The sequence below is a fragment of the Curtobacterium sp. VKM Ac-2889 genome, assembly GCF_015350855.1.
Taxonomy (GTDB): Bacteria; Actinomycetota; Actinomycetes; order Actinomycetales; family Microbacteriaceae; genus Curtobacterium; species Curtobacterium poinsettiae.
Genome location: NZ_JADKSC010000002.1, coordinates 648,435 through 673,627, shown reverse-complemented (window position 1 = coordinate 673,627; position 25,193 = coordinate 648,435). Strand labels below are relative to the sequence as shown.

The following is a 25,193-nucleotide window of genomic DNA, read 5'->3' as shown; positions in this document are numbered from 1 at the left end:
CGATGTTCCGCACGTCGTGTCAATCGCGGCGGCGTGTTGTGCTGCAATCCGCAACGTTCTTGCGTGCGCGACACGTGATGTCGAACGCGAAGCAGCCCCTCGCGGGGCGCCGAGCGCCCCCTGCCAGGTGCTGAATAGCCCGCGCCGGGCGCCGAGCAGCACCGGCCGTCCGCTCAGAGCAGCTCGGTGAGTTCCGACCGCGCGTGCAGGTCCCACTTCGCGAAGACACGGGACAGGTGCGCGTCGATCGTCCGCGTCGAGAGCCCGAGGGACTCCGCGATCCGCCGGTTGCTCAGGCCCTGTGCGGCGAGCTCGGCGACCTCGTACTCGCGCTTCGTCAGCGGTGGCTTGGACCGTCCGGCAGCCACCGACATGCCGTGGACCGCCAGCACGCCCTGCGCCGCGATCACCCGGGTCCGGTCGTCCGCCTGCACCGCGTCCGCGTACTGCACGATCGCGGCGGCGAGCGGCCCGTCGACGCGCGAGGCGGCGTCGCGCATCCGGTCGAGCGTGCCGGGGCTCTCGCGCCCGGTGAGCATGCCGACCGAGTAGTGCAGGGCGTACCCGTACATCACGTGCGTCCAGGACCCGTTCGCGGTGCTGCGTTCGATGATCTCGTCGGCGTGCTGCAGACCGGCGGGGTTGCCGAGCACGGACTCGGTCCAGGCGATGGTCACGGCGACCTGTTCACCGGTGATCCGCATCGCCCGCTGCGGCGTGGTCTTCGCACGTTCGAGCGCCCGGGCTGCGTCCTCCGGGTGCCCGGCATACGCGTGTGACATCGCCAAGCGGGCCCACGGGTACGAGGCGAACCCACCGTGGTCGGCGATGTCGTACCGCTCGCACGCCGCGGTGAAGGCCGCGATCGCGTCGTCCCATCGGCGCTGTCCGATGGCCAGGTTGCCCTGGCCGATGAGCTCGAGGGTGAAGTCGTACTTCAGGTAGGGGCTGGAGCGTCCGGCTGGCACCTCGGTGATCAGGTCGTCGAGGTCGCCGCGCCATACCTGCACCTGGTGCAGGACGGAGGAGTTCTCGCCCACGCTCCACGGGGCTGCCTCGACGTGTGCCGCCGCGGTGGCCAGTGCCCGGCGGCCCAGGGCTGCGGCGTCGTCGAGCCGGCCAGCGGTGGCCAACGCCATCACGGCGCACGGTGCGACGGCCAGGAACGACATCGGCATCGTCGGTGCCTGCACGATGCCGCTGCGCTCGATCTCGGCACGGACCTCGGCGAAGTCGCCGCCCCAGCCCTGGTGCGCCATCCGCAGCAACCGCAGACGCTCGACCGCTTCGTCGGACACCACCAGGTGCACGGCGGCGTCGGTGAGGGCGAGCGCGGCGGCGACGTCGTCGTCGTGGAACTGGCGGATGTTCGCCAGGATCTCGCACGCCTCGGTGACGGCCTCGTCGGTGACGTCGCCGACGTGCCGCTTCGCGATGCCCCACGCCGCTTCGGCGTCGGCACGGCCGGCTTCGCGGCCGTCCGAGTACGAGTGCGCCAGCGAGCGGAGGCAGTGCGCCGTGACCTGCTCGGTCGGGGTGAGGGTCGTGCGGAGTGCTGCCGAGGCCAGGGCGATCCCGCTCTCGTGCTCCTGCAACCGCACGGCGACCTGTGCCGCGTCGAGCAGCTGGTCGACCGACGGCAGGACCCCGCACTCGAGCGACCACAGTGCGGCGCGCAGCCGTGCGGCGGGCGGAGCGCCCTCGGGCCGGTCGGTGCGGAAGGCGTTGGCACGGGCGAAGAGCGCCGTGCGTCGGGCCACCGGCACCAGGGTCCGGATGACCTCGCCGACGAGCGGGTGCGACGGCCGGACGACCGCGGCACCGTCGTCGAGCGAGTCGATCCGGACGAGGCCGAGCGCGACGACCCGGTCGACGTCTCCGCCGGTGACCAGTCCGAGCAGACGGGCGAGCGGGATCGGGTCGGCGAGGGCCACGATGTCGACGACGTCACGCAGGTCCTCCGGCAGCGTCCCGAGCTCCGTGCGGTACATGTCCGCCAGGCTGTCCGACGCGGTCACCCGCCCACGCCAGTACCAGCCGCTCGCGGTGTGGTCGAGCGCACCGGAGGCCCGTGCTGCGCGCACCACCTCGCGCAGGTACAGCGGGTTGCCGGCGGTGGCCCGGTGCACGCGCTCCGCCGAGGCGTTCTCGAGCGGTGAGCCCAGCGCCTCGGCGACGAGCGCGGCGGTCTCGTGCAACGCCAGCGGCTGCAGGTCGATGCGTTCGAGCAGGTCGTCCTGCCACAGCGCGCGGAGCGGTTCGGGGAGCGCCGTGAAGTCGCGGCAGGTCAGGACGAGTCGCGCGCCCTGCCGACGGACCAGCCAGGCGACGTACCGCGCCGAGATCGCGTCCAGGTGGTCGGCGTCGTCGACACGGAGCAGCACGTCACGGTCGACCAGGTCCTCGATCGCCCGGAAGCGCTGCTCGGCACTCGCGTCGTCGGACAGCTCGGAGATCGAGGCGGGGAGTTCGCCGAAGCGCTCGACGACGGCGCCGAAGGGCATCGACCGACTCGCGGCGACCGCGGTGATCGGCACGACCACGGTGCGGCCGGTGCCGTCACGACCGGCGACCCGGTCGGTCACGCGAGCCGCGGCGGTGCTCTTGCCGAGACCGGGGGCCCCGACGATCGCGACGCTCCAGCGGTGCTCGGCCACGACGGCGACTGCGCGGTCCTCCTCGACGCGCTGCGCGACGGGCCAGGCGACGCGAGCGGGCGAGGTGGGTCGGCGACCGCGGGCGGGTGCCGTTGGTTCACGCACGCGACGCACCTCTTCCGCTTGGGATACCGACCAGTAGCGACCATCCTCTCCCGGATCGGTCGCAGCGCACAGGCCGCGGGACGTCCCACAGTGGGGGACAATGGACGGGTGAGCAACACCGATCAACCCGACGAGCAGCCGCTCCCCGCGCCGGCCCCGGCTCCCAGCGCGGTCGCCAGCCCCGACGAGGTCACCATCCGCCGTGCCCCGAAGTTCGGCGTGTTCATCGTCGGCGGTGCCGTGCTCGGCTTCCTCGCGACCCTCGTCGTGGTCGCCCTCACCATGAACCTCGGTGGACAGCGGGACCAGACCAGCTTCGGCAGCCTGGTCGGCTACTTCAGCCTGTGGGGCGTCACGATCGGCGCCTTCGTCGGCGCGGTCGTCGCCGTCGTGTTCGACCGGGTCTACGCCCGGCGGTCGGCCCGCCTGACTGCGGAGCGCGTCGAGGTCGAACTCCCGCCCGAGACGGTCGACGGCGAGCTCGACGACCACGGTGACCAGCGGCCGTAGCCGCCCCCGATCAACGGACAGGCGGCCCGGTGCCAGCTGGCACCGGGCCTCCCGTCTGTCGTCTGGTCGCGTCTCGGACGCGACCTAGCTGAGCTGGTTGGCCTCGACCCAGGACAGGTACTCCGGGCTCACGGTGCCCGTGACGTACTCGCCCGTGAAGCAGCTCATCTCGAGGTCGGTCACGTCGGAGCCCTCGATGATGGCGTCGCGCATGTCCCCGACCTCCTGGTAGATCAGGTGGTCGCTGCCGAGCACGCGGTTGATGTCCGGGATCTTCCGGTCGTGCGCGATGAGCTCGGCGCGCGTCGGCATGTTGATGCCGTAGACGTGCGGGAACCGGACAGGGGGAGCCGCGCTCGTGAACGTGACCTCGTTCGCGCCGGCGGCCCGGGCCATCTCGACGATCTCGCGGCTCGTCGTGCCACGCACGATCGAGTCGTCGACGATCAGGATGTTCTTGCCCTTGAACTCGGACGACATCGCGTTGAGCTTCTGACGCACCGAACGCTTGCGCTCCGCCTGGCCCGGCATGATGAAGGTGCGGCCGACGTAGCGGTTCTTGTAGAAGCCCTCGCGGTACTCGATGCCGAGCTTCCGCGCGACCTGCATGGCAGCCGGACGGCTGGAGTCCGGGATCGGCATGACGACGTCGATGTCACCGGTCGGCGCGTACTGCTCGATGGTGTCGGCCAGGCGGTTGCCGAGGCGCAGACGTGCGTCGTAGACCGAGATGCCGTTCATCACCGAGTCGGGACGGGCCAGGTAGACGTACTCGAACGAGCACGGCACCAGGCGCGGGTTCTTCGCGCACTGGCGGGCGTGCATCTGACCGTTCATCTCGATGAAGACGGCTTCGCCCGGAGCGATGTCGCGCACGATCTCGTAGCCGCCGGACTCGAGCACGAGCGACTCGCTCGCGACGACCCACTCCGGCTGGCCGGTCTCGTCGAGCTTGTGGCCGAGGATCAGCGGGCGGATGCCGAACGGGTCGCGGAAGGCCAGCAGCCCGTGCCCGGCGATGGTCGCGATCGTGGCGTAGGAGCCCTCGACCCGCTCGTGCACGCGCTCGACGGCGTCGAAGACCTGTCCTGGGTCGAGGTTCGCGCCGCGGACCTGGCCCTGCAGCTCGTGGGCCAGCACGTTGACCAGGAGCTCGGTGTCGCTCGTGGTGTTCAGGTGTCGACGGTCGATGTCGAACAGCTCACGCGTGAGTTCCCGCGTGTTGGTGAGGTTGCCGTTGTGCACGAGGACGATGCCGTACGGCGCGTTCACGTAGAACGGCTGGGCTTCTTCTTCGTTCGTCGCGGCGCCCTTGGTGGCGTACCGGACGTGCCCGAGCCCCATGGTGCCGAGGAGGGCACGCATGTCGCGGGTCCGGAACGCCTCGCGCACGTGCCCGCGGGTCTTGTGCATGTGGTGCACGTGACCCTCGACCGTGGCGATGCCCGTCGAGTCCTGCCCGCGGTGCTGCAGGAGGAGCAGTGCGTCGTAGATGGATTGGTTGGCGGGGCCCTGCGCAACAAGGCCGACGATGCCGCACATTCGCGGGTGTGCTCCAGATCAGTAGAATCGGGGGGTACCGCACAAGTCTGCCATGTCACCGCGAAGGACTCCGCATGCCCAACCCGTACGCCGAAGCCGGAGTGGACACCGCTGCCGGTGACCTGGCCGTCGAACTGATGAAGTCCGCGGTCGCGGCCACCCACAACTCCTCGGTCCTCGGGGGCGTCGGTGGGTTCGCCGGGCTCTACGACGTCTCGTTCCTGAAGGACTTCTCACACCCGTTGCTCGCGACCTCGACCGACGGCGTCGGCACCAAGGTCGCCATCGCGCAGGCGATCGACAAGCACGACACCATCGGGCAGGACCTGGTCGGCATGGTCGTCGACGACATCGTCGTGGTCGGCGCGAAGCCGCTGTTCATGACCGACTACATCGCCTGCGGCCGCGTGGTGCCGGGCCGCATCGCCGACATCGTCGCCGGCATCGCCCGCGGGTGCTCGGAGACCGGCACCGCCCTGGTCGGTGGCGAGACCGCGGAGCACCCCGGTCTGCTCGGCCCGGACGACTACGACGTGGCCGGTGCGGCGACGGGCGTCGTCGAGGCCGATGCCCAGCTCGGCGCGCACCTGGTGCAGGACGGCGACGTGGTCCTGGCGATCGAGTCGTCGGGTCTGCACTCGAACGGCTACTCGCTCGTGCGGCACATCCTGTCGACGCGGGGCGTCGGGTTCACGGACCAGCTGCCCGAGCTGAGCGGCGCCGGGTTCGGGGGCGCCGTCTCCGTCGGTGAAGCCCTGCTCGAGCCCACCCGCCTGTACACCGCACCGCTCCTGGCGCTCCTCGAGCAGCACCCGGGCGCGGTGCACTCGCTCTCGCACGTGACCGGTGGTGGCATCGCCGCGAACCTGGCGCGCGTGCTGCCCGTCGGCTCCTGGGTCGAGGTCGACCGCTCCACCTGGCAGCCGCTCCCTGTCTTCCGGGTCCTTGCGGACATGGCCGGCAGCCCGATCGAGGACACCGAGGGCACCTGGAACCTGGGCATCGGCATGTTCGCGGTCGTCTCGGCCGGTGCCGCTGCCGAGGTCATCGCGTCGCTCGGCGCCGCCGGCATGCCGACGTGGCCCGTCGGCACGATCGCCACGTCCGCCCGTGACCTGACCGGCTTCGAGCAGGGTGCCAAGGGCGTCGACGGTGGCGCGGTCCGGCTCGTCGGGAGCTACGCGGGCTGACCTGACCTGACCTGCCGTGCCGTGCGGTGCCGTGCCGGTGGCCGGTTCCGCCGCGCCGTGGTGCGTGCGGCGGGTGGTCACGAACCGTCGCCTGGCGGGCCTGCAACCGACGGTTCTTGACCGCTCGGCATCGTGTGTGCGGGGAGTCGTGACCACTCGAAGCCGGGGCCCGGGCGCGCCGATCGGTGCACGGGCGGACCCGGTGTCCGGGCGCACGGTGTCCGGCCACGCCGTGTCCGGGCACGCAGAAACGCCGCGCTGCCCGAGGGCTGCGCGGCGCGACTACAAGAGATGTCAGGCGGACTTGTTCTGGTCTGCCTGGGTCTCGAACTCGTCTTCGTCTTCCGCCGGTTCCGGACCGTACTGGTCCGCCCAACGGTCGACGTAGTTCTCGTCGGAGTGTTGTCCGGCGGAGAGCTCCTGCTCGAGCGCACCGTAGTTCGTCTGCGGGCTGAAGTACTTCAGCTCACGGGCGACCTTGGTGTGCTTCGCCTTCTGACGGCCGCGCCCCATGCGTGACCCCCTCGTTCGGCTCTGGTCCGGTCCTGGCGAATGACGGAGGATCACTCGGGGAACCAGACGGTTCGTGGTTTGAAATCTGCCGATCACTCTACCATGTACCTCGATCTGGACGTCGCGCGACGGCTGGCCCGCACAGCAGAATCGAAGTGATGACGGAACCCCTCGAGACCCCGGTCGACCAGCACGCCCGCGTGGTGGTGATCGGTGCGGGGCAGGCGGGACTCTCGGTGGGATACCACCTGCGGCGCCTGGGGCTCGTCCCCGGCACCGACCTGGTGATCCTCGACCGCGCGCCGAGCACCGGAGGAGCGTGGCAGTTCCGGTGGGAGGCCCTGCGGCTCGGGGCGGCGCACCGGGTGCACGACCTGCCCGGGATGCGCGCGATGGGCCTGGAGTTCGACGACGCCGACCGGTCACGACCCGCGCGGGACGTCGTCGGCGAGTACTACCGCCGGTTCGAACAGCACTACGACCTGCGGGTGCGGCGGCCCGTGTCGGTGACGTCCGTCTCGCGCATCGGCGCAGTCGGCGAGGTGGACGGTGGGCTGTGCGTCACGACCCGGGGCGCCGACGGTACCGTCACGCGCATCGGCGCCGACGTGGTGGTGAACGCCTCGGGCACGTGGGGCACGCCCTTCGTGCCGTGGTACCCGGGGCGCGACGTGTTCCGCGGCCGCCAGGTGGACACGACCGAGTACCGCAGCGCCACCGACTTCGCCCGGCAGGACGTCGTGGTGGTGGGCGGTGGGACGAGCGCGATCGGGTTCCTGCTCGAGCTCGACGGCGTCGCCCGTTCGACGCGGTGGTTCACGCGGCGCCCGATGGTCTGGGCCGGGACCGCCTCGCTCGACGTCGAGTCCGCGGTGGCCGCCGTCGACGAACAGGACCGCGCCGCCCGCGCCGGCGAGGTCCTGCCGAGCATCGTCAGTGGTACCGGGGTCCCCGTGTCGCGACGGATCCGGGCCGGGATCGACCGTGGCGTGCTGCGCGACGAGCCGATGTTCGCGCGGATGGACGAGAGCGGCGTGGTGACCAGTGACGGTACCCACGTGCACGCCGACGCGGTGATCTGGGCGACGGGGTTCCGGGCTGACCTGCGGCACCTCGCGCCCTTGCACCTGCGGACCACGGCGGGCGGTGTGGTGGTCGAGGACGGTCGGTCGGCGGAGGAGCCGCGGCTGTTCCTGGCCGGGTACGGCCCACAGGCGTCGACCATCGGGGCGAACCGGGCCGGACGCCTGATCGCCCGCCAGGTCATGGACACGCTGGCGGCCTGAAGACGCAACCGGGACGCGCGGCTCAGGCGGGGAGGGGCTCCTCGACGCCACGACGACGTCGCGACGACTTGAGCACCAGGGCGTCGAGCGAGAACCGCCCGGGCCCGGTCAGCGCCACGGCGAGCGAGGCCACCGCGAGCACGAGCACGTACTCGAACCCGCCGTCCTGCGAGTAGAAGCCGGCCGAGCCGTGGGCCAGGACGCCGGCCACCACCATGTCGACGGCCAGCAGCACGCCGACGACGCGGGTCGCGACACCGAGCACGAGCAGGACGCCGCCGACGAGCTCGAGGCCGGCGACGAGGGGTGCCGCGACCTCGGCCAGGGGGACACCCATGCCCGAGAAGCCCTGCACCACGTTCGGGATGCCCTGGGCGAACTTCTGGGCACCGTGGGCGATGAACACCACCCCGAGGACGATGCGGAGCGCGGTCAGGCCGATGGAGGTCGATGTCGTTCGCATGGCCACGAAGGTAGCCGTTGACGCGTCATCGATCATCCTCGGACAGGGCACTGACCGCGCTTCGCCAGAACATGCCCAGAGCATGCACAGACAGCGGTCCGCCGAAGGGCGGACTGCTTCTCAGGAATCGGCGCCGCGGCCCGTCTGCTGCTGGAGGCGGTCGATGTGCTCCGACGCCTGGGCCTTGGTGAGGTCGGCGGGGAGTTCCTCGCCGGCTTCACGGGCCAGGGTGTCGAGGTAGCTGCGCTGCGGTCCGGTCATCGGCTCGTCGCCGGTGACCCACTGCTCGGGGTCCTTGCTCGCGTCGGTGGAGGGGTCGGGTCGGGGGCCACCGAGGGTCTCGCCCTGGATCGGTGCGTCCGGGGTCTGCTGCTGGTCGCGGTCTGCGTCACTCATGTCCGCGAACGTACGCCGCACCCCCGGCACGACACGCAGCAGCGGCGTCCCCCGATCGGCCTCAGACCGCGGTGGCCGCGTACCGCACCAGGTCGGGCCCGACGGCACTCGTGGCGATCGGCACGACGCGGTCGTCGCGCCGGATCCAGATCGTCGCGGCACGTTCGTCGATCCGGTCGACCTCGTGCAGCTCGCCGTCGAGCAGCACCGACGCCGTGACCCGGACCAGGCCGCTCGCCGGACGTGGCGGCAACCCGACCACGTCGTCGCCGTACGCCGGGTGCTCACCGGGCTGCAGGAACGGTGACACCGGCGCGGTGACGACCTCGAGCCCCTCGGCGACGTCGGTCACCGCCACCAGGCGGACGGCCTGGTCGGTCGGTAGCGGCACGTCGACGACGGGCTCGGCGGTGGGCCCGGCCAGCGCGCGGAAGGCGGGCCGACCGTCGGGGGCGAGGTGGGCCTCCAGGCCGTCGATCCGGACGCGACCGCGCCCACGGGAGTCGGCGTAGACGCCGGGCTCGATGCCGGACCGCCGCGCCTCGAGCCGGGTCAGGACCACGCGGTCGGGGCGGTACCAGTCGCGGAGCGCGGCGGGGTCGACCCACCCGACGCTCGGGACCCCGCGGGAGAGCGCGGCGGACTCGTCGGCGGCGCGCTCGTCGACCGCACCGAGCGGGTGCTCGCCGCGCACGGCGACGAGTCCTTCGAGCGGGCTGCCGGCCGGCGGTTCGTGGTCGAGCACCTCGACGCGCTTCGAGACCTTGCCGCCGTGTCCGTCGAACGTGGCGAACGTCCGCAGGTCACTGATGGTCATGGGGCCACATGCTACGACTCGTCGGCTCCCCGTCGCGGCGGCGAGGGGACGAGGGCGTGGATCTCGCCCGTGCAGAGCGCGGGGTCGACGCCCTCGGCGGGGCCGGCCGGACGGGTCGCGCGGCGCGGCTGGATGCTGTTGCGCTCGGCGGACCGGAGCAGGCGGTCCTCGGCTGCGCCCTCGGCCGACGACCCGGGCTGCGCTGGCCGGCGGAGCGGGGGCCGGACGGGCTCGCCGCGGCGCTCCTGGCCGGGCAGCGGGCGGGAGCGGCGGCCGTACAGCAGCTCGGACGAGTCGAGCAGCCACGGCACCAGGGCCACGGTGACGCCGTGCACGAGCAGCAGCTTCTTGCGGATGCGGCGGCCGCGGTGGTTGTGGAGCAGCCCCTCCCACCAATGGCCGACGATGAAGATCGGCGTGTAGACGGTGACGACCTCGGAGCCGTGCTCGGCCCGGTGCGCCTTGATGTACTTGATCAGGGGCATCGAGATGTCGCGGTACGGGCTCGGCACGATCGTCAGCGGCACCTGGATGCCGTACTCCGCCCACTGGTCGCGCAGACGCTGTGACTCGGCGTCGTCGATGGCGACGTGCACGGCTTCGATGCTCGCGTGCTCGGCGGCGACCGCGTAGTCGAGCGCCTTGAGCACGGGCTTCTGCAGCTTGTTCACCAGGACGATGGCGTGGTCGCCGGTGGCGCCGAACTTCGTCTCGACGTCGGCCTCGATCTCGTGCGAGACGTCGCGGTAGTAGCGGTTCACGCCGAGCATGAGCACGTACAGCACCGGCATGATCAGGAACACGAGCCAGGCACCGTGGGTGAACTTCGTGATCGTGACGATGACGAGCACCACGAAGGTGAAGGTGGCACCGATCGCGTTGATGGTGCGGGAGCGGACGACCTGCCCTCGGTTCACGGCAGGGTCACCGTCGGGCACCGTTCCGTCGCGGTCCGCCCGCAGCAGCCGCGTCCAGTGCACGACCATGCCCGTCTGGCCGAGCGTGAACGACACGAAGACACCGATGATGTAGAGCTGGATCAGGCTGGTGACGTTCGCCCGGTAGACCACGAGCAGGGCCGCGGCGACCAGGGCCAGGACGATGACGCCGTTCGAGTAGATGAGGCGGTCGCCGCGGGTCGACAGCGCCTTCGGGGCGTACGAGTCGCGCGCCAGGATCGAGCCGAGCAGCGGGAACCCGTTGAAGGCCGTGTTCGCGGCGAGGAGCAGGACCGCCGCGGTCGTCGCCTGGATCACGAAGAACAGCACCGAGTTGTTGCCGAACGTCGCCGCCGCGATCTGCGCGATCAGGGAGCGCTGCGGCGTGGTCGCGCAGTTCGCGAAGCCCTGCAGGTCGCAGGCGCGCTCGGCGTAGTGCACGTGCGACACGAGCGCCAGGGTGATGAGGCCGATGAACAGGACGATCGCGATGCCGCCCATCGCGACCAGGGTGGCCTGCGCGTTCTTGATCTTCGGGCGACGGAACGCCTGCACGCCGTTCGCGATGGCCTCGACGCCGGTCAGGGCCGAGCAGCCCGAGGCGAAGGCACGCAGGAGCAGCAGGATGAACGCCGCCTGCGTCGTGTGCTCCACGTTCTGCACGGTGTACGCCGCGGACTCGGCGACCGGGGCGTTGCCGGCTGCGACCCGGACGAGCCCGGTGACGACCATCACGAACACGCTCGCCACGAACAGGTAGGTCGGGATCGCGAAGGCCTTGCTCGACTCGCGCACGCCGCGCAGGTTGGCGGCGGCGAGCAGCACGACGAACAGCAGGGCGAGCTCGACGCGGAAGTGGTCGAGCATCGGGAGCGCCGAGATGATGTTGTCGACACCGGAGGCGACCGACACCGCCACCGTCATCACGTAGTCGACGAGCAGTGCGCTGGCGACGACCAGCCCGGCCTTCTCGCCCAGGTTCCGGTGCGCCACCTCGTAGTCGCCACCACCGGACGGGTAGGCCTTGATGAGCTGCCGGTACGAGGCGACGACCACGACGAGCAGCAGCACGACGAGAGCGGCGACCCACGGCGCGAACGTCAGGAAGGCCATGCCACCGAGCAGCAGGATCATCAGGAGTTCCTGCGGCGCGTACGCGACAGAGGACAGCGGGTCACTCGCGAAGATCGGCAGGGCCAGGTGCTTCGGGAGGAGCTGTCCTTCGAGCTTCTCGGAGGGGAGGGGATCCCCGATCAGTCGCGCTTTCAACGACCGGATCTCGTTCGTCACGAGCGGCAAACCTACTCAGTTCCGGGCGCGAGTCAACACGGTTCCCCCGCCGCACATTCCCGGTCGGCCGCGGGCGCTCGGCGGCGGCTGCTCGGTACCCACTGCGGTTGACGCAGCGTCAAGCAGTACAGTCGCGAGCATGAGCGCATCGACAGGCACCGACGAGGCAGCTGCGAAAGCACCCCACGCCATCGCCGAGGTGGCGCGTTCCGCCGGTGTCTCGAGCCGGACCCTGCGGCACTACGAGGCGGTCGGACTGCTGCCGGCCACCGCCGTCGGAGCGGGTGGGCTCCGGCGCTACGACGACCACGCACTGGTCCGGCTGCAGCGGATCCTGCTCCTGCGCGGGCTCGGCTTCGCCCTGCCCGACATCGCGCGACGACTCGACGACGAGGGCGACGACGTCGCGGCACTCACGGTGCACCTGCGATGGCTGGAGCTCGAGCGGGACCGGCTGGCCCGGCAGCTCGCGGCGGTGCGCACCACCGTCGCGCGCGTCTCGCACGGAGAACCCCTGACGGCGTCCGACGCGTTTGCCGGCTTCGCGCCGACGCGGCCGTCGGCCGACGACCCACCGGTTGCGGGGCGGTGAGCTTCCGTGGATGCGTCGGTCGCGACCGCGGGCGGACGACGGCCGGGAGGCCCTGGTCGCCACCGCCTGTCGGCCGCGGGCCGTCAGAGCGACTTGCGCAGGGCCTCCAGGCCGTCACGCAGACGCGTCACGGTGTCCGAACCGAGCGTGCCGCGGGTCGCGCGACGACGCAGGTCCGCGCGCACCTGCTGCCGGAACGACGACAGTGCCATCTCGAGCTCGCGCAGGGCGCGGGCGCTGTCCGACGGGACGGACACGGGCTCCTCGGTGGAACCGGTCGCCGGGCTCTCGGCCGCGGCGGCCAGGTCGGCACGGAGCGAGCGCATGGCCTCGCCCACCGAGGCGCGCACGCCGTCGGCCAACGACTTCACCGAGTCGCTCAGGCCGGACTCGACCGCGGCGATCTCGTCGGCACGCGCCGCGAGTTCGGCGCGACCGGCGTCCGTGATCGCGTAGACGGTCTTGCGGCCGTCGGCGGTCTTGGAGACCAGGCCGTCGTCCTCGAGCTTCGCGAGCCGGGGGTAGACGGTGCCGGCGCTCGGCACGTAGGTGCCGCCGAAGCGGTCGCCGAGTGCCTGGATGAGCTCGTAGCCGTGCATGGGGTGGTCTGCGAGCAGGACGAGCAGGTAGAGACGCAGGTGGCCGTGGGCGAAGACGGGACTCATTCGGGCACCTCGCTGTCGTTCGTCGGGGTGGTCGGAGCCGTCGGCGTGCTCGGCGGCGTCGGCGCGGCCGGCGTGTCGGCGACCGGCGGGGCGTGCAGCACCGCGATGTCGCCGGACACGGAGTTCACCCGCAGGTCGAGCCACTGGCCGGACAGCTCGCCGCCCTGCTTGACGTACGAGCCGCGCACGCCGCGGATCTCGGCGTCGTCGAACTGCAGCTTGCCGGTCGCGGTGTTGACCGTGCAGTTGTACGCGACGCCGTCCTCGAGCCGGACGCTCACCGCGCCGGACACCGTGTTGATGCGGGCGGACTCGGGGATCCCGTGCAGGTCCAGCACGACGTCGGCGGAGACGCCATCGGCCTGGAACCGGGGGATCTCACCGGTGGCCACGACGTCGCCGGAGACGGTGTGCACCGTGAGGGCGCCGTCGAGGTCGCGGATCGTGGTGGCGCCCGAGACGGCGTTGACCGTGACGTCACCCGCGACGCCGTCGACCACCAGGTCGCCGGACACCGTGTTGAGGGTCGCGCCGCGGTTCGTGCCGGAGAGCAGCGCACCGGCCGAGACGACACCGAGCGTGATGCCGGCGTCGCGGGGGACCAGGATGCTGACGTCGGCGTGGGCCTTGCCGCGGAAGGACTTCAGGAACCCGATGGGGTCGTCCCACCGGACCTGGGGGTGGTCGACGGTGAGCGTGTCGCCGTCGACCTCGACGAGCATCTGCTTGCCGGACACGCTGTGGATCTCGACCCGTGCGGTCGGCTCGTCGTGCGCGACGACGTCCACCTGTCCGCCGACGAGACCGACGCGCACGGTGCGCACGATGCCGGTGTCGATGACCTTGGGCTCGTCGACGAGCCACTTCTCCTGCGCCATGGTGCCTCCTGGAACTCGCGATGTATCGCGTCTGTGGAGGTCACGCTATATCGCGACTCGGCGCTCCGCAAGGGTGCCGGGCGGATGGTGAGCAGAAGTGGTCGGGTGGGGCCGCGCGACCCGACCGTTCCTGCTCACGAAGCGTGCGTGACGGGGGTGGGGCGCGCCTCCTGGACGATCCGGCGCTCCGGGCTCCACGGGAACCGGCGGAAGTGCGGCATGAGCGGCTGGACCATCGGGCCGATCGCGAACGCCGCGATGACGGTGCCCGCACCGACGTCCCCGCCGAGCACCCACCCGACGATCACCACGGTCACCTCGACCAGGGTCCGCGCGAGCCAGATCGGCCAGCCGAGCCGCTGGTGCAGGCCGACCATCAGGCCGTCCCGCGCCCCGGTGCCGAACCCCGCACCGATGTAGAACGCCGTCGCGATCGCGAGCAGCACGAGCCCCGCCGCGAACAGCCCGATCCGGGCGACGATCCCCGACGGCTCCGGCACGAGCCAGAGCACCAGGTCGGCACTCGGTCCGATCGCCAGGGCGTTCAGCAGCGTCCCGATGCCCGGCTTCTGGCGGAGCGGGATCCAGAGCAGGAGGATGACCCCGCTCGACACGACCGTGATGACGCCGAACGACCACGGGACGACGTTCTCGAGCCCCTGGGTCAGCACGGTCCACGAGCTCACACCGACCACCGCGCGGACCTGCAGTGCAGTCGAGGCGCCGTAGAGGAACAGCCCGACGAAGAGCTGGACGAAGCGCAGGGTGAGGGCGGTGCGGCGGGGCATGGTCCCATCGTCGCGATGGATTGGCCTGCTGGTCGAGAGCCAATCGCGCTACCGTGGACCCGTGCCCCCGGTTCTCATCAGTGCTCGCGCCGCCGCCCACCTGCTGACCGACTGGCGCGCCGGCACCACCGCCCCCGCCTACGAGGCGCTCGCCGACGCCCTCCGGGTCCTGATCATCGACGGTCGCGTCGCCCAGGGGGTCCGGCTGCCGGCCGAGCGCGGACTGGCCGCAGCCCTCGGCGTCTCGCGCACCACCGTGGCGAACGCCTACGCCCGACTGCGCTCGGACGGGTTCCTGGTGTCCGTCCGTGGCTCCGGCAGCGTGGTCCACCTGCCCCGGGACCTGGTCGGCCGGCCCGACCCCGAACGCCTCGGCGGGGTCGTCGAGGGGGACGTGCTCGACCTCCGCAAGGCTGCCCTGCGCGCGGCCCCCGGCATCGACGAGGCCGTCGAGCGAGCGGTCCGACACGTGCCGGCGGCGCTCGCCGGCATCGGCTACGACACCGTCGGCGACCCCGGCCTGCGGGCCGCGATCGCCGCCCGCTACACCGAGCGCGGGCTGCCCACCGATCCCGCCCAGGTCATCGTGACGATCGGCGCGCAGCACGCCATCGCGCTGCTCGCACGCGTGCTCGTCCGCCGCGGCGACGCCGTGCTCGTCGAGTCGCCGACCTACCCGCACGCGCACGAGGCCTTCCGCGAGGCCGGCGGCCGCCTGGTCGGCGTCCCCGTCGACGCGCGGACCGGGTGGGACGCCGCCGCGCTCGAGACGACGCTCCGCCGGACCGCGCCCTCGGTCGCGTACGTCATGCCCGAGCTCCACAACCCGACCGGTGCGACCATGTCCGCATCGACCCGCCAGCTCCTGCTGTCGACCGCGGCCTCGGTCGGCACGACCGTCATCGCCGACGAGACGATGGGGGAGCTCCGGATCGACGGTTCGCCGTCGCCGCCGTTGGCAGCGGCGGACCCGACGGGGGTGTCGGTCGTGACGATCGGTTCCGCCGCCAAGGTCTTCTGGGGTGGGCTGCGGATCGGCTGGATCCGCGCCGACCCGGCGCTCCTGCAGCGGCTGCTGCTCGCCCGCCCGACGGGCGACCTCGGCACCCCCGTGCTCGACCAGCTGGTCGTGCGCGAGCTGGTCCCGCGCACGGCTGCCGTCCTGGAGGCGCGGCGTGCGTCCCTGCGCGAAGGTCGCGACGCCGTCGTGGGCGCGCTCCGGGCCCGGCTGCCGGAGTGGGACGTCCCGGCACCGGCGGGCGGGTTGACGACGTGGGTGGGGCTCGGCAGACCCGTGTCGAGCGCGCTCGTGCTCGCCGCGCGGACCGAGGGCGTGGTGCTCGCCTCCGGCGGGGTGTTCGGGCCGGACGGCGGGTTCGAGCGGTTCCTGCGGGTGCCGTTCACGATGGCCCCGGCCGACCGGGGGCGCCTGGTCGACGTGCTGTCACGCGCGTGGGAGCGGGTGGGCGGCGAGTCGACCGGGGTGCGGGGGTCGTTGGCGGCGGTGGTCTGAGAGGTGCGTCGTCCAGGGCTCGGTGTCTTGCGGGGCTCGGGGTCGTCCGCTGGGGCTCGGGATCGTCCGCCGGGGCTCGATGTCGTCCGCCGGGGCTCGGCGTCGTCCGCCGGGGCTCGGCGTCATCCTCTGGGGTGAGGTCGGGCCGGGGGTTCTCGCTCCCCGGGGTGATGCGGCTTCAGCAGGGTCCGGCGAGGCTGGGTGCCATGAACGCGACCCTGTCCGCCGGAACCCGCTCCGCTGTGCCGACGTCGGTCGAGCCGCCCGCGGCGGTCCCCGCCGTGGTGCGGGTCACCATCGCGCTGAGCGGGGCGTTCCTGGCGGGGGTCCTGACCTCGTTCGGGCAGGCCGTGCCCGCGCTCGCCTCGGTGTCGAACTCCGCCGGCCCCTGGTTCGTGGTGGCCGCGCTGCTGTGCCTGGTGGCCGGAGCCCGAGCGGGCCGGATCGCCCTGCCGCTGGCGACGGTGCTCGGCGTCGTGCTCCTCGAACTCATGCACGTCGGGTACTGGGCCACGACGGTCCTGCGCGGGTTCCCGGACGTGTTGTCGATCACGAACCCGTGGGTGCTGCTCGGGGTCCCGGCCGGGCTGCTGGCCGGAGCGGTCGCCGTGGCCGTGCGCTCCGATGACGCCCGGTGGCGGGCGGGGGCGTTCGGTGTGACCGCCGCGGTGCTCCTGGGCGAAGGCGTCCGCGGACTCCTGCAGGTCGCGGCGACGACCGGGCACGGCACGTGGATCGTCGAGATCGTGGTCGGGGTGGTGCTCCTCGGCATCGGGGTCGTCGGCGCGCGGTCGCCGGTCGGGCGCGTGGTGGCGCTGGGGGCCGGGGTGGTCGGCACCGTCGCGGTGCTCGGGGCGTACCTGTTGCTCGGCGGGTCCTGATCGCCCGGCGGGTCCCGATCCGTCGGCGGGTCCTGGCCCGGAACTGAACGTTCGTCGGTCGCTCCTGCGAGGATCGATGTCGTGCACCTCCTCTCGGTCTTCAGCCTGCGCAACCGGGCCCTCATCGCGCTCGTCACGATCGTCGTCGCGGTCTTCGGCGGCATCGCGCTCTCCAGCCTCAAGCAGGAGCTGATCCCGAGCGTCGAGTTCCCGCAGGTCGCGATCGTCAGCGCCTACCCCGGCGCCACGCCAGAGGTCGTGTCGAACGACGTCTCGACCAAGATCGAGCAGGCGATCCAGGTCGTCCCGGACCTCGAGTCCACCAGCGCGACCTCGTCCACGGGGCAGAGCGTGGTGTCGGCGTCGTTCCAGTACGGCTCGAACCTGGCCAGCGCCGAGGACAAGATCCAGACCGCGGTGAACGCCCTGTCGCTGCCGGACTCGGTGCAGACGCAGATCGTCACCGGGTCCTTCGACGACCTGCCGGTGCTGCAGGTCGCGGTCTCGGCGTCCGGCAACCAGGAACAGCTCGTCGACCGGCTGCAGGCCTCGGCGATCCCCGACCTCGAGAAGCTCGACGGCGTGCGACAGGCGGACGTCTTCGGCAACCCCGGCCGTCGTGTCGTCATCACGCCCGACCAGGACGAGCTCGCCGCGCGCGGCCTCAGCCAGACGGCCATCTCGGACGCGCTCGACGACAACGGCACCCTGATCCCCGGCGGAACCATCACCGAGGACGGCTCGACGCTGTCGGTGCAGACGGGCGAGCGGATCGCCTCGCTCAAGGACATCCGGGCCCTGCCACTGACCAGCTCGTCGGGTTCTTCGGGTTCTTCGGGTTCTTCCGGTTCTTCGGGTTCTTCCGGTTCGGACGCGGCCGGGGCAGGGGCCGCAGGTGCCGACGGCGCGGCGTCGTCCGGTGACGGCACGGCCGCGGGGGCGACCGGCACGGGGACGACGGGGACCGGCACGGGTGCGACCGGTGCCGCGACGACGGGATCGGCGGCGACGGACACGTCGACGACCGCGGCCACCCCGACCGACACCACGTTGGGCGACGTCGCGAAGGTCGCCATCACGCAGTCCCCGCGCACCTCGATCAGTCGTGTGGACGGCCAGCAGGCCCTGACGATCTCGATCACGAAGACGCAGGAAGCCAACACCGTCGACGTCTCGAACACCGTGCGTGCGGCCCTGCCCGGCATCGAGGACAAGATCGAGGGCGACCCCCGCTTCACCGTCGTCTTCGACCAGGCGCCCTACATCCAACAGTCCATCGACTCCCTGGCCGAGGAAGGCCTGCTCGGCCTGGCCTTCGCGGTGCTCGTCATCCTGGTGTTCCTGCTGTCCTGGCGCTCCACGCTTGTCACCGCGATCTCGATCCCGACGTCGGTGCTCCTCGCCGCGATCGGCATGCGCGCGGCCGGGTACACGCTCAACATCATCACGCTCGCCGCGCTCACGATCGCGATCGGCCGCGTGGTCGACGACTCCATCGTCGTCATCGAGAACATCAAGCGGCACATGCTCCCCGGCGTCGACCGCGGCCAGGCCGTGCGCGACGCCGTGCGCGAGGTCGCCGGTGCGGTCACCGCCTCGACCCTGACGACCGTCGCGGTGTTCCTGCCGGTGGCCTTCGTCGCCGAACTCGTCGGGGAGCTGTTCCGGCCGTTCGCCGTGACGGTCACCCTGGCACTCGTCGCCTCGCTGTTCGTCTCGCTCACGATCGTCCCGGTGCTCGCGTACTGGTGGCTCCGCCCGCCGAAGGCGAAGCCGGGCGACGCGACGACGGCCGCAGACGCAGACGCAGACACAGCAGCGGCAGCAGCACCGTCGGCGGTTGATGCCGATCGTGACCGCGACCGCGACCGTTCGGAAGGCGCGCTCGCCTCCGCCGCGGACCTGCACGACGCCGGCCGGGTCGACCGCCTGCGCCGCGTCTACCTGCCGGTGCTCCGGTGGGTCGTCCGGAAGCCGGTCGTCGTCATCCTGCTCGCCGTGATCGTCCTCGGTGGCACGGCCGCCACGCTGCCGTTCGTCACCACGAACTACCTCGGCGACTCGGGCCAGAACACGTTCACGGTCACGCAGGACCTGAAGGCCGGTTCCAGCCTCGCCGTCCAGTCCGAGTCCGCGCGCAAGGTCGAGCGGGCGCTGCAGGACGTCGACGGCGTCGAGACCGTGCAGACCACCATCGGCACGAGCGGCCAGTCGATCCAGGCCGCGTTCGGCGGTGGCGGCAGCGCCTCGGTGCAGTACGCCGTGACGACCGACGCCGAGGCCGACCAGCCGACGATCCAGGCTGACGCCCGCAAGGCGATCGGGTCGATCAAGGACGTCGGCGAGGTCACCATCGCGTCCTCCGGCGGCGGGTTCGGCGGCAGCAGCGACATCGAGGTCGACGTCACCGCGCCGACCCAGTCGCAGCTCGAGACGGCATCGCGCCAGGTGCTGAAGACCATGCAGTCGGTGCCGGACACCACGGCCGCCACCAGCAACCTTTCCGCCGCGGAACCGTTCCTCGCCGTCCGGGTCGACCGTGCCAAGGCCGCGTCGCTCGGCCTCACCGAGACCCAGGTGGGCGGCCTCGTCGCCGCCGCGGTCTCACCGCGGGACACCGGCAGCATCGAGATCGACGACGCGACGCTCGACGTCTACATCGCCGACCCGGAGCCGCCGACCACCATCGCCGCGCTCCGTGCCCTCGACGTCCCGACGAGCACCGGCACCGTCCCGCTGTCCGACGTCGCCACGGTCGAGGAGTCCGAGGGCCCCACCACCGTCACCACGACGAACGCCGCCCGCACCGCCACGATCACCGTGACGCCGGACGCCACCAACCTGGGTGCGGCCGTGCAGTCCGTCACGACCGCGGTCGACGAACTCGACCTGCCGAAGGGTGCGACCGCCTCCATCGGTGGCGTCGCCGCCAGCCAGTCGTCGGCGTTCTCGCAGCTCGGGCTCGCGGTCCTGGTCGCCGTGCTGATCGTCTACGTGATCATGGTCGCGACGTTCCGGAGCCTGCTCCAGCCGCTGCTGCTGCTCGTGTCGGTGCCGTTCGCTGCGACGGGCGCGATCCTGCTGCAGATCGCATCCGGTGTCCCGATCGGCGTCGCGTCGCTCATCGGTCTGCTCATGCTCGTCGGCATCGTCGTGACGAACGCCATCGTGCTCATCGACCTCGTCAACCAGTACCGACGACGCGGGCTGCGGGTGCGTGAGGCCCTGATCGAGGGCGCGACACGACGCCTCCGTCCGATCCTCATGACGGCGATGGCGACGATCTTCGCGCTGCTGCCGATGGCGATCGGACTGACCGGCAAGTCCGGCTTCATCTCGCAGCCGCTGGCGCTGGTCGTGATCGGTGGTCTGGTGTCCTCGACACTGCTGACGCTCGTGGTGCTGCCGGCGCTGTACTTCGTGGTAGAGCGGGCCCGCGAACGCAACACGGACCGGATCGCCGCGGGAAAGACCCGGAAGCAGGCGCGTGCCGAGCGACGCCAGGAACGTGCGGAGCGTCGGGCGGAACGACAGCGGCGGCGAGCGGAGCGTTCCGGCAGCGCTGCCTAGCGGCGGTACTCGGCGTCGACCACGGCGAGGGGCGAGACGACGACCGGCTCGGCTCGTTCCTCGCGCTCGACGCCCCGGAACCACGACACCAGCACCAGGGTCAGCGTCACGAGGAACACCACGGCGGCGCCCTGCGACACGACGGCCAGCTGCCCGGTGACCGAGGCGTAGCCGCCGAAGGCCACCGCGGTGACGAACGACAGCCCGAGCAGCAGCTCCGCGAACGTCTGCAGCGCAGGGCGGTCCCAGCGGGTCGCAGCGGCGCGGGCAGGGCGGGTCGAGGTGTCGGTCACCACCGAAGTCTGCGGCCACGGGCTCCGCAGCGGCAGTCCCGACTCCGGGTGCCACCCACCCGGGGCACGCGGTCGGTCGTCCGGTCAGCCGAGCTGGGTCCGCAGGAAGGTGACCACCCGGCGGCTCATCGCCTCGTCGAGCTGCGCGATCGAGTGCGCCGTGCCCTCGACCGCCACGAACGTCACCGGGACGTCGTGGGATCGGAGTGTCGCGGCGAACTCCTGCGACTCCCACAACGGGATGAACTCGTCGGTGGAGTGCCCGATGAAGAACGGCGCCGTGTCCGAGGTGACGTGGAACTCCGGCGACGCCCGGGTGGCCGCCGGGCACCTGGCGTAGGACCGGCACCCCAGGTAGAGCAGCTGCTTGCGCTGGAAGGCCGCGGACACCCCGTCGGGCTCGGTGGACCGGGTGGTCAGGTTCGTCGGCCCGCTCAGGTCGACCACGGCGCGGATCCGGTCGCCGTCGGCGTACGCGGCGGAGTCGTGGTCGGTGACGGCGAGCATCGCGGCGAGGTTGCCGCCGGCGCTCCCACCGAACACGCCCACGCGCTGGGAGTCGACGTCGTAGGTCTCGAGCGTCGCCGGGCGGAACACGTAGTCGAGCGCACGTCGGACGTCGTCGAGCCCGGCAGGGAACGGATCCGTCGGCGCCAGCCGGTAGTCGACGTTGAACGTCACGAAGCCCTCGGACGCCAGGTACTTGCACACGGACCGGTACGCGGCCGTCGCCTTGTCGCCGTGCGACCAGCTGCCGCCGTGGATCATCAGGACCGCGGGGCGTCCGGTCGTGGCCTCGACCGCCTCCGGGTCGGCGGTGGCCGAGGCGGACGGTGTCGCGGTGGGGGTCGCCGTCGTCGCGGGCTCGCTGTCGGCCGGCAGACACACGTCGAGGCGCTGCAGCGGGTCAGTGCCGTAGGGCACGTCGGCCACCACATCGATGCCGTGGTACCGGAGCGACAGCGGGTAGATGACGCTGTCCGCGGTGACGGTGGCGTTCTCGTCGCCGACCGGATCCGTGCTGCAGGACGCCATCGCGCCGAGCGCCACCACCGCGGCGACGAGCGCGAGCACTGAGCGGCGGCCGGACTTCATCACGTCCACGCTAGCCGCACCGGCGACCGCCCACGTCACCCCAACGGAGGAACCCGAGCGGACGACCCCCGAGCGGGCGACCCCCGGACTGCGCTCCCGGTGCAGACCGGCCGCACCGGCGTCACCCGGCAGTGCGAGGATGAGCACGGCAGTCGCCGACCGGAGCACCGCAGGAGGACCCGTGAGCAGTCGCAAGGCCTGGAACGCCGATCCCGAACCGCTGCTGCGTGTCGAACCCGGGTTCCGCCTCGACCAGGTCGACCCCGACGGCACGCCGGGCTTCCCCGGTCGCAAGATCGACGGCCTCGAAGCGCTCGCCGCGGGCGCCTCGCGGCTCGCCGCCCTGCAGGAGCGCCTGTACGCGGCGTCGACCGCGGGGGACGAGCGCCGGGTGCTGCTCGTGTTGCAGGCGATGGACACCGCGGGCAAGGGCGGCATCGTCTCGCACGTCGTCGGCGCGGTCGACCCGAACGGCGTGCACTACGCCGGCTTCAAGGCCCCGACGGCCGAGGAACGCGAGCACGACTTCCTGTGGCGCATCGAGAAGCAGCTGCCGGCAGCCGGACAGCTCGGCGTGTTCGACCGCTCCCACTACGAGGACGTGCTCGCCCAGCGCGTCCGCGGCATCGCCGCGCCGGACGAGATCGAGCGGCGGTACGGCGCGATCACCGCCTTCGAGGACGGCCTCGCCGCCGCTGGCACGACCATCGTCAAGGTGATGCTGCACATCTCGAAGGACGAGCAGCGCGAGCGTCTCGGTGACCGGCTCGACCGTCCGGACAAGCACTGGAAGTTCAACCCGAGCGACATCGACGACCGTCTGCTCTGGGACCGCTACCAGCAGGCGTACCAGATCGCCCTCGACCGCACGTCGACCCCGCAGGCGCCCTGGTACGTCGTGCCGGCGAACCGGAAGTGGTACGCACGCCTCGCCGTGCAGCAGCTCCTGCTCCGGGCGCTGGAGGACATGCACCTGTCGTGGCCGAAGGCCGACTTCGACGTCGCCGAGCAGCGTCGTCGGCTCGCCGAGTCCTGACCCACCGGCTCAGGGATTGTGGGTGAGGAACAGCACCCACACCGCCGCGGGCTGCGCGAGCACGCAGCCACCGAGCACGATGCCCCGTCGCAGCGCGGTGCGGTGCAGGAGCGGCGCACCGAGCAGCGGGGCCGCCGGCAGCAGCAGCCGCGGCAAGCTCTGTTGGGGCAAGAACGTCGCGAACAGGGAGAGCAGGTACGAGGCCGAGCCGAGCAGCGGCACCGAGCCGATCCGGCGCGTCGAGCGCGACGACAGCCACCATCCCGTCGCGCCGACCGCGACGAGCACAGCGACCACGCCGAGCGTGCCCGCGAACCGGTCGGCCTGCAGGAACCACGGTGTCAGTGGCGCGAAGTGGTGCACGTCGAGGTGGAGCCGCCACCACGCGAGTTCGGTCTGCAAGTAGGCGTCGGGAACCCCGGTGACGAGCGCCGCCATGACCGGCCACGCCAGGCCCGCCGCTGCCGTGACCAGGCCGGTGACGACGATCGCGACACGCTCCCGCACGGGCACCGCGTCGCGCTGCACGAGCCGGAGCACGGCGTGCAGCGCGAGCGCCAACGGGATCGCGAGCGCCCCGGGCCGGGTGAACGCGAGAACCGTGACGATCGGCAGGACCGTCCAGTAGTGCCGGCGCTGCATCGCGATGAGTGCGGCGAACGTGAGCAGCAGGCCGAGCGACTCGGCGTAGGCGATCTGCAAGACGAACGACACCGGCCCGAACGCGAAGAACACGCCCGACCACAGCGCGGTGGTCCGGCCGACGTGGGGACGGAGCAGGGCCACGAGTGCGACGGACGCCGCGCCGCCGAACGCCGTCGCCAGCAGCACCGCGACGACCGCGGGGTCGGCGCCGGTCGTGCTGACCGCCCGCACGAGCGCCGGGAACACCGGGAGGAACGCCCACGCGTTCTGCTGGACGGCGCCGGTGTCGTCGACGGGCAGTGTGCTCGGGTAGCCCTGCCGCGCGATCTCGAGGAAGTACTGGCCGTCCCAGGCGGTCGAGCGTTCGAAGAACCCATTCGGGTCGGCCGTGTCGCCGAACCCGACCGGATCGGTGAACGCGAAGCCGACGGTGAGCGTGGCGGTCGTCACCACCCGCGCGAGTGCGTAGAGCGCGAGGGTGATGAGGCAGTCGGGCAGTGTGCGGGTCACCGTGCGCGCTCGCATGCTGGCCTCCGTCTGGTGTTGCGTATACGTTGTGCTGATATCCAAGCCAACTCAGACACCAACGGGGTAATCCTTGACATTTCGCAGTGCCCGAGGAGGGACGCTCGTCGTCATCCCCACGTACGACGAGCGCGAGAACATCGAGTCGGTCGTCGCCCGCGTCCTCGCGGCACGTCCCGAGGTCGCCGTCCTGGTCGTCGACGACGGCAGCCCCGACGGCACCGGCGCGATCGCGGACGCCCTCGCCCGGGACGACGAGCGTGTGCACGTCCTGCACCGCACCGAGAAGGCCGGCCTCGGTGCCGCCTACCTGGCGGGGTTCGCCTGGGGGCTCGAGCGCCACCACGACGTCCTGGTCGAGATGGACGCCGACGGCTCGCACCGGCCCGAAGAACTCGGCAGGCTGCTCGAACGCTGTGCGGCGGGTGCCGACCTGGTCATCGGCTCGCGCTGGGTGCGCGGTGGCTCGGTCGTGAACTGGCCGTGGCACCGGATCGCCCTGTCGCGCGGCGGCTCCTTCTACAGTCGGATCGCGCTCGGTGTCCGGGTCCGCGACCTCACCGGGGGCTACCGCGCGATCCGCGCGGACCTCCTCCGTTCGCTCGTCGCCGAGGACATCGCCTCGGCCGGCTACTGCTTCCAGGTCGACCTCGCCCGACGTGCGGTCCGGGCCGGTGCCGTCGTCGCCGAGGTCCCCATCACCTTCGTGGAGCGCGAGCGGGGCGAGTCGAAGATGAGCGGTGGGATCGTGGTCGAGGCGCTCGTCCGCGTCACCGGGTGGGGGCTGCAGCGGCTGTTCCGGCTGGGCTCGCCGTGACGCGTCGTGTCCGGTGCGGCCAGGAGGCACGGATCACCCCGCCCGACCGGCCTGCGTTCGCATCGGGGCTGGCGTCAGGGCAGCGGCTCGCGTAGACTCGATCGGTCGGCCTTCGACGTCGTGACATTGTGATCACGGAAATTCTGCTGGGTGTGTGTTGCTCGAGGGCTGGAATCACGTCGACTCGC

At 71.8% G+C, this 25,193-nt stretch carries 22 protein-coding genes; 9 read left to right on the top strand and 13 right to left on the bottom strand.

Annotated features, from left to right (window positions below):
- Positions 1 to 173: 173 nt before the first annotated feature.
- On the bottom strand, positions 174 to 2,762 hold the full coding sequence (locus ITJ50_RS17855) for a helix-turn-helix transcriptional regulator (RefSeq protein ID WP_194590335.1): 2,589 nt from the start codon (positions 2,760 to 2,762) through the stop codon (positions 174 to 176).
- Positions 2,763 to 2,870: 108 nt separating this feature from the next.
- Between ITJ50_RS17855 and ITJ50_RS08965 the strand changes: the two genes are divergently transcribed.
- Positions 2,871 to 3,272, top strand: coding sequence for a hypothetical protein (locus ITJ50_RS08965; protein WP_017886252.1), 402 nt, complete (start codon positions 2,871 to 2,873; stop codon positions 3,270 to 3,272).
- An 84-nt stretch (positions 3,273 to 3,356) separates the two neighbouring features.
- Here ITJ50_RS08965 and purF read toward each other — a convergent pair whose 3' ends face one another.
- Positions 3,357 to 4,814 carry an amidophosphoribosyltransferase gene (gene purF / locus ITJ50_RS08960; RefSeq protein ID WP_017886251.1) on the bottom strand — a complete coding sequence of 486 codons (1,458 nt, stop codon included), beginning with the start codon at positions 4,812 to 4,814 and terminating at the stop codon, positions 3,357 to 3,359.
- 74 nt (positions 4,815 to 4,888) lie between these two features.
- Between purF and purM the strand changes: the two genes are divergently transcribed.
- Complete coding sequence (gene purM, locus ITJ50_RS08955; RefSeq protein ID WP_194590334.1) at positions 4,889 to 6,004, top strand: phosphoribosylformylglycinamidine cyclo-ligase; 1,116 nt, start codon at positions 4,889 to 4,891, stop codon at positions 6,002 to 6,004.
- A 294-nt stretch (positions 6,005 to 6,298) separates the two neighbouring features.
- Here purM and ITJ50_RS08950 read toward each other — a convergent pair whose 3' ends face one another.
- The gene (locus ITJ50_RS08950) at positions 6,299 to 6,517 is read right to left on the bottom strand and encodes a DUF3073 domain-containing protein (RefSeq protein WP_017886249.1); all 219 of its coding nucleotides are present in this window, start codon (positions 6,515 to 6,517) and stop codon (positions 6,299 to 6,301) included.
- A gap of 158 nt (positions 6,518 to 6,675) precedes the next feature.
- On the opposite strand from ITJ50_RS08950, the gene ITJ50_RS08945 reads away from it, so the two are divergent.
- Complete coding sequence (locus tag ITJ50_RS08945; protein ID WP_083389313.1) at positions 6,676 to 7,803, top strand: NAD(P)-binding domain-containing protein; 1,128 nt, start codon at positions 6,676 to 6,678, stop codon at positions 7,801 to 7,803.
- A gap of 22 nt (positions 7,804 to 7,825) precedes the next feature.
- Here the strand turns inward: ITJ50_RS08945 and ITJ50_RS08940 are convergent, their stop codons facing one another.
- From ITJ50_RS08940 to ITJ50_RS08925, 4 genes are all read right to left on the bottom strand, one after another.
- The gene (locus ITJ50_RS08940) at positions 7,826 to 8,266 is read right to left on the bottom strand and encodes a DoxX family protein (RefSeq protein ID WP_017886247.1); all 441 of its coding nucleotides are present in this window, start codon (positions 8,264 to 8,266) and stop codon (positions 7,826 to 7,828) included.
- Positions 8,267 to 8,386: 120 nt separating this feature from the next.
- Positions 8,387 to 8,662, bottom strand: coding sequence for a DUF3072 domain-containing protein (locus ITJ50_RS08935; RefSeq protein WP_017886246.1), 276 nt, complete (start codon positions 8,660 to 8,662; stop codon positions 8,387 to 8,389).
- A 61-nt stretch (positions 8,663 to 8,723) separates the two neighbouring features.
- A complete protein-coding gene (locus ITJ50_RS08930; protein WP_017886245.1) occupies positions 8,724 to 9,479 on the bottom strand; it encodes a hypothetical protein in 756 nt (251 codons plus the stop codon).
- An 11-nt stretch (positions 9,480 to 9,490) separates the two neighbouring features.
- Positions 9,491 to 11,716 (bottom strand): APC family permease, encoded by a 2,226-nt coding sequence (locus ITJ50_RS08925; RefSeq protein ID WP_017886244.1) that lies wholly within the window; start codon positions 11,714 to 11,716, stop codon positions 9,491 to 9,493.
- A gap of 130 nt (positions 11,717 to 11,846) precedes the next feature.
- Between ITJ50_RS08925 and ITJ50_RS08920 the strand changes: the two genes are divergently transcribed.
- Entirely contained in the window at positions 11,847 to 12,299 is a 453-nt protein-coding gene (locus ITJ50_RS08920; protein WP_194590333.1) for a MerR family transcriptional regulator, read from the top strand.
- A gap of 83 nt (positions 12,300 to 12,382) precedes the next feature.
- Here the strand turns inward: ITJ50_RS08920 and ITJ50_RS08915 are convergent, their stop codons facing one another.
- The 3 genes from ITJ50_RS08915 to ITJ50_RS08905 all read right to left on the bottom strand — a co-directional run bounded on the left by ITJ50_RS08915 (position 12,383) and on the right by ITJ50_RS08905 (position 14,630).
- Complete coding sequence (locus ITJ50_RS08915) at positions 12,383 to 12,964, bottom strand: PadR family transcriptional regulator (RefSeq protein ID WP_017886242.1); 582 nt, start codon at positions 12,962 to 12,964, stop codon at positions 12,383 to 12,385.
- A complete protein-coding gene (locus ITJ50_RS08910) occupies positions 12,961 to 13,842 on the bottom strand; it encodes a DUF4097 family beta strand repeat-containing protein (protein WP_194590332.1) in 882 nt (293 codons plus the stop codon). The genes ITJ50_RS08915 and ITJ50_RS08910 overlap by 4 nt, the downstream gene beginning before the upstream one ends.
- A 134-nt stretch (positions 13,843 to 13,976) precedes the next feature.
- Complete coding sequence (locus ITJ50_RS08905; RefSeq protein WP_194590331.1) at positions 13,977 to 14,630, bottom strand: YczE/YyaS/YitT family protein; 654 nt, start codon at positions 14,628 to 14,630, stop codon at positions 13,977 to 13,979.
- Positions 14,631 to 14,691: 61 nt separating this feature from the next.
- Between ITJ50_RS08905 and ITJ50_RS08900 the strand changes: the two genes are divergently transcribed.
- The 3 genes from ITJ50_RS08900 to ITJ50_RS08890 all read left to right on the top strand — a co-directional run bounded on the left by ITJ50_RS08900 (position 14,692) and on the right by ITJ50_RS08890 (position 20,594).
- Complete coding sequence (locus tag ITJ50_RS08900; RefSeq protein WP_323749895.1) at positions 14,692 to 16,143, top strand: PLP-dependent aminotransferase family protein; 1,452 nt, start codon at positions 14,692 to 14,694, stop codon at positions 16,141 to 16,143.
- Between the two features lie 206 nt (positions 16,144 to 16,349).
- A complete protein-coding gene (locus ITJ50_RS08895) occupies positions 16,350 to 17,024 on the top strand; it encodes a DUF6518 family protein (RefSeq protein WP_052481791.1) in 675 nt (224 codons plus the stop codon).
- Positions 17,025 to 17,105: 81 nt separating this feature from the next.
- Positions 17,106 to 20,594: an efflux RND transporter permease subunit gene (locus ITJ50_RS08890; protein ID WP_194590329.1), complete on the top strand. Its 3,489-nt coding sequence runs from the start codon at positions 17,106 to 17,108 to the stop codon at positions 20,592 to 20,594.
- Here ITJ50_RS08890 and ITJ50_RS08885 read toward each other — a convergent pair.
- Together ITJ50_RS08885 and ITJ50_RS08880 are read right to left on the bottom strand one after the other, a co-directional pair.
- A complete protein-coding gene (locus ITJ50_RS08885; RefSeq protein WP_194590328.1) occupies positions 20,591 to 20,887 on the bottom strand; it encodes a hypothetical protein in 297 nt (98 codons plus the stop codon). The genes ITJ50_RS08890 and ITJ50_RS08885 overlap by 4 nt on opposite strands.
- An 84-nt stretch (positions 20,888 to 20,971) precedes the next feature.
- A complete protein-coding gene (locus ITJ50_RS08880) occupies positions 20,972 to 21,982 on the bottom strand; it encodes an alpha/beta hydrolase (RefSeq protein ID WP_082046918.1) in 1,011 nt (336 codons plus the stop codon).
- Positions 21,983 to 22,163: 181 nt separating this feature from the next.
- Here ITJ50_RS08880 and ITJ50_RS08875 point away from each other — a divergent pair, with 181 nt between their 5' ends.
- Entirely contained in the window at positions 22,164 to 23,018 is an 855-nt protein-coding gene (locus ITJ50_RS08875; RefSeq protein WP_017886234.1) for a PPK2 family polyphosphate kinase, read from the top strand.
- A 9-nt stretch (positions 23,019 to 23,027) separates the two neighbouring features.
- Here the strand turns inward: ITJ50_RS08875 and ITJ50_RS08870 are convergent, their stop codons facing one another.
- On the bottom strand, positions 23,028 to 24,188 hold the full coding sequence (locus tag ITJ50_RS08870; RefSeq protein ID WP_194590327.1) for a mannosyltransferase family protein: 1,161 nt from the start codon (positions 24,186 to 24,188) through the stop codon (positions 23,028 to 23,030).
- 73 nt (positions 24,189 to 24,261) lie between these two features.
- Between ITJ50_RS08870 and ITJ50_RS08865 the strand changes: the two genes are divergently transcribed.
- Positions 24,262 to 25,005, top strand: coding sequence for a polyprenol monophosphomannose synthase (locus ITJ50_RS08865; RefSeq protein ID WP_017886232.1), 744 nt, complete (start codon positions 24,262 to 24,264; stop codon positions 25,003 to 25,005).
- Positions 25,006 to 25,193: the final 188 nt, after the last annotated feature.